This is a genomic window from Arthrobacter sp. 05L45_2 (assembly GCF_056397525.1).
Map to the genome: position 1 here is coordinate 1 of NZ_JBFTNO010000158.1, position 7,268 is coordinate 7,268.

The window sequence follows — 7,268 nt, forward strand, 5'->3', positions numbered from 1 at the left end:
GACCACGGGTGCCGAACGGCCCGGGTTCCCCGTCCTGATCGGGGGCGCCCCGACCAACGACCCGACCCGGCCGTTCAACGCCATGACCGCCATGCAGCGGCCCGGGTTGTTGCTGCTGGGCGGGGTTGTGTACGCCGGTTTCRCGAGCCACTGTGACTGGGCGCCCTTCGTGGGCTACGTCGTCGGTGTTTCCACCGCCGGCCGCCAGACCACCATGTGGGCCACCGAATCGGGCAACAGCAGCGCGGAGGGCGGCATCTGGCAGTCCGGCGGGGGACTGGTCTCCGACGGCGCCGGCCAGATCCTCTTCTCCACCGGCAACGGCATCTCCCCGAAAGCCGGTCCCGGGAAGACCCCGCCCGCCACGCTGGCCGAGTCCGTCGTCCGGCTCACCGTCGGCGCCGACGGCAACCTCAAACCCACCGACTTCTTCAGCCCCGCCAACAACGCCAAGCTGGACCAGAACGACGCCGACCTCGGATCCGGTGCGCCCATCGCCATCCCGGCCGGCTACGGAACCGCAGCGCATCCCCGGCTGCTGGTGCAGGTCGGGAAGGACGGGCGCGTCTACCTGCTGGACCGGGACAACCTGGGCGGCATGGGGCAGGGGGCCGGCGGTACCGATGCGGTCGTCGACGAGGCCGGGCCGTACAGCGGAGTCTGGGGACGGCCGGCCTTCCTTGGGACCACCAGCGGCGGCTACGTCTACACCGTCGAGAACAAGGGGTACCTCCGGGCGCATAAGCTCCTGCCCAGCAGCACCGGCGGCATCCAGCTGGCCTCGGTCGGGACCTCCGTAGGCACGTTCGGCTATACCTCCGGGGCTCCGTCCGTAACCTCCAACGGCACCAACGCGTCCACMGCCCTGGTGTGGGCGGTCTACGTCACCGGCCCCACCGGTACCGGAGCTGAGCTTCGGGCTTACCGCGCCCTTCCGGACAGCGCCGGCAAACTCCAGCAGGTCTTCACTGCGCCGCTGGGCATTGCAGCCAAGTTCTCAACTGTGGCAACCGACAACGGCCGGGTTTACGTCGGGACGCGGGACGGCCACATCATCGGGTTCGGCGCGCCGACCACGTCCGCGATGGGCACCGCCAGCGGAGACCTCGGGACGGCTGAGGTCGGCACGGTGAAGACCGGCACCGTGACCATCACCGCCACCCGCGCCGTCACGGTCCAGACCGTCACGGCGGCCGCTCCGTTCGGGATTGGCACGCTGGCGCTGCCGCGCACGCTGGCGAACGGGGCAAGCTTGACGGTTCCGGTGACGTTCGCGCCGGCGGCCCCGGGACAGGCGGACGGTGCGCTGACTGTCACCATGGCCGACGGCGAGGTGGACCTTTTGGGGGTCCACGCCATAGGAACCAAGGAAGGCCTGGGCGCCACCCCGGCGACGCTCACGTACACCAGTGTCCCGACCCAAMCCAGCAGCCGGCAGACGGTCAACGTCGTCAACACGGGCCTGAGCGTTGCAACCGTTACGGGTGTGACCCTGCCGGCCAATGCATCCCTGAGCGTCGACCCCGCCACGGTTCCGGCGGTGGGCCAGGTCATCCAGCCCCTCACCTCGGTCCCTGTCTCGGTGACGTTCAGCCCCACAACGGCGACCCCCGTCACTGACCAGCTGGTGGTCACCACCAACCGCGGCTCGCTGACCGTCCCCGTGAACGCCACCGCCGTCTCGGGAGCGGCCCACCTGCAGCTCCCGCCGTCCCTGGCGTTCGGCAATGTTCCGATCGGGACCTCGGCCACGTGGGACTTCACGATTGTGAACACCGGCAATATCCCAATGACCATCACCAAGGCGAAGGCGCCGCTCGGGGTCTTCTCCACCACCAATCCCATCGCCGAAGGCCTCGTGATCCCCGCGGGTGAATCCGCCTACCAGAGCGTCACGTTCAAGCCCACGGCGGTCGGCCAGGCCGGAACCGCGGACACCTACTACCTGATTACCGCCGACGACGGGCAGGGCGCGCAGAAGGTCATGCTCACCGGGGCCGGCGTCGATGACCCCATCGCCCTGAAGGCCTACCAGACCGGCGCCGGCGACCCGAGGTCGGTTTTGGGCAGGTCGCTGACCCTGGAGTACCCGGTCGGGGCAGGAAAGTGCCAGGACTACGTCAAGGGCGTCATCTGCTGGTCCCAGGCCACCGGGGCGCACTGGGTGGGCGGCGCCATCTACGCCCGCTACAAGGCCATGGGCGGGGCCGCCGGAATCCTCGGGTTCCCGACCACTGACCAGCTGACCACCCCGGACACGATCGGCCGGTACGGCCACTTCTCCGGCTCGGGCGGGGCCTCGATCTACTGGTCACCCGCCACCGGGGCGCACTACATTGTGGGGGTCATCCGGGCCAAGTGGACGGCGATGGGCCGGGAGCGCGGCCCGCTCGGTTATCCGACGCAGGACGAGACCCGCACCCCGGACGGGCTGGGACGCTACAACCACTTCGCCGGCTCGTCCGGATCGTCCATCTACTGGACCGCGAAGACAGGCGCCCACTTTGTCCTGGGCGCGATCCGCGGCCGCTGGACTGCCCTGGGCAGGGAAAGCGGACGGCTCGGGTACCCCACCACGGATGAGTACGCGGTCACCGTCGGCCGGGCCTCGGACTTCCAGCGGGGCCGGCTGACCTGGAACCGGACAACCAGGCTGGTCACCGGCTGAGACGGGCCACGGCCGCCGCGCGGCGCACCGCAGCGGCGGCACACCCCGGCGGCGGCACGACAGAATGGACCCATGAGCGAGGCCGGTGAATTCATTGACTCGGCCCTGCAGCGGGAGGGCTCGTGGCAGCGGGCGGAGGAGGCCCGGGCCCGTTTCGGGACCGGGCTGGCAAGCTACGGTTCATCCGTCGGGGCCATCCGGGGAACGGTCCGGGACGCACTGCGGCGGTACCGGAACCTAAGCCATGACGACATCACCGCCCTCTGCTCGGAACTGTGGGAGGCGCCCGTCTTCGAGCGCCGGTTCGCCGCCGTCGTCCTGCTCCAGTCCCGCCTTCCGGTGCTGGATAACTCGGACCTGACCCGGATCGAAGGTTTCCTGCGGACCGCGCGCCTGCGCGAGCTGGCCGATCCGCTGGCGACCGACGTCGTCGGGCCGCTCACCGCAGGCCTCGCCGGCCAGAACCGTTCCCGCGCGGAGGCCGTGCTGGGCCGCTGGCTGCAGGATCCGGACGATTGGCTGCGGCGGGCCGCCCTGCTGGCCCCGCTCCGCGGGCTCCGGGCCGGGGACGGCGACTGGGACCGCTGGCAGCGGCAGGCGGGGCTGGCCCGGACGGGGACCGCGGACGACGCCGGGCTGGTCCGGGAAGCAGTCGAAACGGGCGGTACGGAAAAGGCGAAGAGCGGTTACGTGCCGGGCCGGCGCTCCACCACGGCGTAGGCTTTCCCGTCCAGGAACTGCCAGTCCGTGACCACCATAAACCCCAGCGCGTCCACCCGGTCGTTCAGGACGTGCACATCGAAGCCCCCGTCACGCGGCTCGGCGTCCCAGGTGCCGACATGGATCTCGGTTCCTTCCAGGACCAGCAATTCGGTGTTGACATCAAAATCCTCCCGGGGCTGGTCGCTCAGCTGGCAGATTGCCACACAGGGACTGGTCATGTTCGGGCCTCCGCTCCGGGAACGCTGGATGCCTTCATCCTATGCGCGGCGGGGCACCCGGACGTAGGGAAATTTTGCCGCCACAACACGGTCCCGTTACCTGAATGTGACAATCCGGCGCGGAGTCGTTACCGTTGATGGGTGCCTGTTTGTATCCGATACGGGCGCTCCCGAGCCGATTGCCTAACTCTGCCGCGGCCCGGGATCCGAATGCAACCATCTGGCAGAGACGGGGAAACCACTTTYGACCTGCRSTYTTAGCRGGTCTTGGGGTGAAGCCGCACAGCGYCCGTTTCAGACGGGCCCGCGGCCGGGTGCCTCCCATCCGAATCCGACAGCTCACCTCGCAGGCATTGGGAGAGGCAACATTCATGTCTTCAAGCATTACTTCTGCGCGCCATCGCTCCGACGCAACCGCCGGGCGGGGTTCAGCATTCTCGGTCAAGTCCGGCACCATCGGCCGCCAGGCCGCGGTGATCTTCGCAGCCTCCGGCCTGGTCCTCACCAGCGGCATGGCCGCCAACGCCGCCACCGCACCGGCCGAGCGTGACGCCGCCCCGGCATCCTCCGTGGACGTCGGCAGCAAGGTTTCGGCGCCCGTCTCGGCGGACTCCGCCGTGCGCATCAGCTTCGACCGCCCGGCAGTCGCCACCACGCCGGCACCCGTCATCGAACAGCCGAAGCCCGTGGCTGCGGCACCGGCTCCCGCCGCCGTCCCCGCCCCTGTGGTTGCCCAGGCTCCGGCCGCACCCCAGATCACGGTCCAGGCAAAGGCTGCAGTCGCACCTGCCCCGGCAGCCGGCGGAGTCAACGCCGCGATGCTCTCGGCCGCCTACAGCCAGATCGGTATCACCCAGGACTGCACCGCCATGGTCGAAAAGGCCCTGGGCGCAGCCGGCATCCCGGTGGGCGACCTTGGTCCGCAGCAGTTCATGAACTACGGCAAGGTTGTCAGCACCCCGCAGCCTGGCGACATGATCGTCCAGTCCGGCCACGTGGCCATCTACGCCGGCGACGGCCAGGCCATCAGTGGTGGCATGAACGGCAGCAACCAGACCATCAAGCACCCCCTGTCGTGGCTCACCGCCACCGGCAGCGTGACGTTCGTCCGCGCCGGCGCCTAATTACCGCGCAAGGCCTCTTTCCAAGGCCGGCGGCCGGTTGCCCTCGGGCACCCGGCCGCCGGCCTTTTGGTGTTTTGAACGCCTAGCTGCCGTACCGCAGCAGGACCACGCCGTTGCCGAACCTGCGGGTTTCAGCGAGGGCCATTGCCGTCCTGCCCTCCGCAGGCTTGAACAACGGCTTACCCCGGCCCAGCAGGACGGGATGGACAAAGATCCAGTACTCGTCGATCAGTCCGTGCCGGCGGAAAGTGTCTGCAAGTTCCGCGCCGCCGAGCGCCAGGTCCCCGCCGGGCTCGGCCTTGAGCGCCAGCACCTCCTCCGCAACGACGTCGCGCACCACCGTGGTGTTCCAGCCGGCTTCCCGGAGGGTCCGGGAGTAGACGATTTTCGGCATGTCACGCCAGATCCGGGCAAACTCGACCTCCCGCGGTGAGCTGTCCGGGTCCTGGTCCGCCGTCGGCCAGTAGTCGGCCATCAGCTGGTAGGTGACCCGGCCATCCAGGAACGCCCCCATGGTGCTTAGCTGGTCGTTAAAGTAGCCGTGGAGTTCGTCATCGACCATGTGCCAGCCAATGTCGCCGTCCGGTCCCTCGAAGAAGCCGTCCAGGGAAACCTGCATCGCTACGATGATCTTCCGCATGGCCCGAGCGTACCCGTGGCCCCGCCGCTACGGGAAGGGCCGTGCGGGTGGTGCCTAGTCCGGTAATTTGGCGTAGGCGGCCGCACTCAGGAACTCAACCCCGACGAACGGATCGCCGCCTTCAACCCAGGCGTCGTGGCCCGGCGGAATGGTGTAGGAGTCGCCGGCGGCGATGTCGATCCGGCCGCCGTCGGTGGTCTCGACAGTCAGCTTGCCAGACACGCAGAAGCCAACGTGGCTGTTCTGGCAGGAATCGGTGTTCACCACGGGTTTGATGCATTCGGACCAGCGCCATCCCGGCTCGAAACTCAGCCGGCCGATGGTGTAGTCGCCGACCGACACGATGTCGATCTCGCTCTTGTCCGGCCGGCGCTTTTCATCAGGGGAATTGTGGGATTTTACTTGCAGCTGGGTGACAACGTTGGTGGACATTGCACTCCCTCTTTTCGCTCAGGGAATTTAACTGCTTACGGAGCCAAGAATCYTCGGTTGGCCGCCGGTTGTCGATACACCTTTCCTAGAAGCTGGAGGAGCTCCCGGAACCGGAAAAACTGCCGCCCGAGCCGCCGTATCCCGTGGTGCTTCCGCCCCGGGCTGAGCTGACGCTGGAAACCCCGGTGCTGAGCCCAGTATTAAAGGTGGGGACCGAGAAAAAGTAGTACGACGGATACACCGTGCCCAGGATGCTTGGCTCGTAACTGCGCCGTTGCTTCTTCCCCGTTCCTTCCTGCGCTTCCTCCATCTGCGTCCGCATGAGCTCGGCCTCCCGGTCATTGCGTGCATAGCCCGCGATTACCGTGTCGGCGTGGGCCTTGAGCAGCCCGGACAGTTCAGTCCTGGCGTCGCGCAAGCGGTCAAGCGCCGTCTCAGGGGTGATGGTGCCGTCCGCGAGGTCTGCGGTCCAGCGTTCCATGTCCCGCTGGCTGGCGTCGCGGAAGGACCGCAGGGAAGCGGCCGTCGCGGAATCGCCTTCACCGTGGCCCTTGGCGAGCATGCCCTCAATGCCGGCCAGGTCGCTGCGGAACGGTGCCAGTTGACGGTCCCACGCCGTCGCCCACGTGGACCCGCGGTTCAGCAGGGCGTTTGTGTCGGCGATGACGTCGTCCAGGGCATCGAGTTCCGCGGCCGCATCGGCGTACTCCCGGGCCAGCGCCAGGCCGGGACTGCGCGATAGTTCCCGGGACGTCAGCGCGTGTACCTGGTTGGCGAGGCCCGTGGCGGCTTTATAGCGGCTCAGGAAGGTGCGGTGTTTCTCCAGCACCGTGCTGCCGTAGCGCGAGGACGCCGGGATGGTGCCCGCGTTGAGCTCGGTCACCTGCAGGTCCATGCTGACGTTGGAGTAGTTTGCGTCACCGCGGGCTATTTCCTTGCGGCTGCCCACCCGGGTGCGCCACCGCACCAGCAACCAGGCGCCCGCACCGGCAACCACCGTTCCTGCGGCGCTCCAGGCSGTGACCAGGAAGGCGGTGGARCGRTACCAGGGCTGGTTGATTAGCTCCGCGCCGCGSCGRATGCCSGCAATGGTCCCGTCCGTCCACTGTGCGTCGCGCAGCAGTTCCTTGGCTGCGTCCTGGATGTCGGTGCGCTGCTCCAGGGATACCTTCCGGTCTTCGCCCATGTAGGTCCCGACGTGTCGGGCCACCGGATCCAGCGCGAAGATGAACAGGCCGTCGGCCCATTTCTGGCCGTCCTTGCTGATCCAGTCCGGGTGCTCCGCCCGGGCGAAGCGCAGGACCTCCTCATTCAGATTGTCCGCCGCGCTGCCGTTGTACGTATATATGGCGACGGTGGTGGGCTGGTAGAACTCGATCTGCTGCACGGCCGGGAGCAGCGTATTGCGGTCCAGGACCCCGGCCTTGTCCTCCACGACGACGCCGACCGGCGCAACAGCGAAC

At 68.1% G+C, this 7,268-nt stretch carries 7 protein-coding genes and 1 riboswitch; of the genes, 3 read left to right on the forward strand and 4 right to left on the reverse strand.

All coding sequences use genetic code 11. The features are described from left to right. On the forward strand, nucleotides 1–2,668 hold a 2,668-nt coding region (locus AC1DHD_RS12065), incomplete at its 5' end, for an Ig-like domain-containing protein (RefSeq protein WP_476879942.1). A 72-nt stretch (nucleotides 2,669–2,740) separates the two neighbouring features. Next, the gene (locus AC1DHD_RS12070; protein ID WP_476879943.1) at nucleotides 2,741–3,388 is read left to right on the forward strand and encodes a DNA alkylation repair protein; all 648 of its coding nucleotides are present in this window, start codon (nucleotides 2,741–2,743) and stop codon (nucleotides 3,386–3,388) included. On the opposite strand, the gene AC1DHD_RS12075 is transcribed toward AC1DHD_RS12070, so the two are convergent. Then, on the reverse strand, nucleotides 3,355–3,609 hold the full coding sequence (locus AC1DHD_RS12075) for a hypothetical protein (RefSeq protein WP_476879944.1): 255 nt from the start codon (nucleotides 3,607–3,609) through the stop codon (nucleotides 3,355–3,357). The two genes, AC1DHD_RS12070 and AC1DHD_RS12075, sit on opposite strands and share 34 nt — an antisense overlap. A 201-nt stretch (nucleotides 3,610–3,810) precedes the next feature. Further along, a riboswitch (cyclic di-AMP (ydaO/yuaA leader) is annotated at nucleotides 3,811–3,976 on the forward strand. A gap of 4 nt (nucleotides 3,977–3,980) precedes the next feature. Between AC1DHD_RS12075 and AC1DHD_RS12080 the strand changes: the two genes are divergently transcribed. Next, on the forward strand, nucleotides 3,981–4,733 hold the full coding sequence (locus AC1DHD_RS12080) for an NlpC/P60 family protein (protein ID WP_476879945.1): 753 nt from the start codon (nucleotides 3,981–3,983) through the stop codon (nucleotides 4,731–4,733). An 82-nt stretch (nucleotides 4,734–4,815) separates the two neighbouring features. On the opposite strand, the gene AC1DHD_RS12085 is transcribed toward AC1DHD_RS12080, so the two are convergent. The 3 genes from AC1DHD_RS12085 to AC1DHD_RS12095 all read right to left on the reverse strand — a co-directional run. Then, the gene (locus tag AC1DHD_RS12085) at nucleotides 4,816–5,373 is read right to left on the reverse strand and encodes a dihydrofolate reductase family protein (RefSeq protein ID WP_476879946.1); all 558 of its coding nucleotides are present in this window, start codon (nucleotides 5,371–5,373) and stop codon (nucleotides 4,816–4,818) included. A gap of 54 nt (nucleotides 5,374–5,427) precedes the next feature. Continuing rightward, nucleotides 5,428–5,805: a cupin domain-containing protein gene (locus AC1DHD_RS12090; RefSeq protein ID WP_476879947.1), complete on the reverse strand. Its 378-nt coding sequence runs from the start codon at nucleotides 5,803–5,805 to the stop codon at nucleotides 5,428–5,430. Nucleotides 5,806–5,890: 85 nt separating this feature from the next. Continuing rightward, on the reverse strand, nucleotides 5,891–7,268 hold a 1,378-nt coding region (locus AC1DHD_RS12095), incomplete at its 5' end, for a DUF5129 domain-containing protein (protein ID WP_476879948.1).

What these genes read in the sequence shown, in the direction of transcription:
- AC1DHD_RS12070 (WP_476879943.1), top strand. Translation starts at nt 2,741, where the DNA reads ATGAGCGAGGCCGGTGAATTCATTGACTCGGCCCTGCAGCGGGAGGGC.
- AC1DHD_RS12085 (WP_476879946.1), bottom strand. Translation starts at nt 5,373, where the DNA reads ATGCGGAAGATCATCGTAGCGATGCAGGTTTCCCTGGACGGCTTCTTC.
- AC1DHD_RS12090 (WP_476879947.1), bottom strand. Translation starts at nt 5,805, where the DNA reads ATGTCCACCAACGTTGTCACCCAGCTGCAAGTAAAATCCCACAATTCC.
- AC1DHD_RS12080 (WP_476879945.1), top strand. Translation starts at nt 3,981, where the DNA reads ATGTCTTCAAGCATTACTTCTGCGCGCCATCGCTCCGACGCAACCGCC.
- AC1DHD_RS12075 (WP_476879944.1), bottom strand. Translation starts at nt 3,609, where the DNA reads ATGACCAGTCCCTGTGTGGCAATCTGCCAGCTGAGCGACCAGCCCCGG.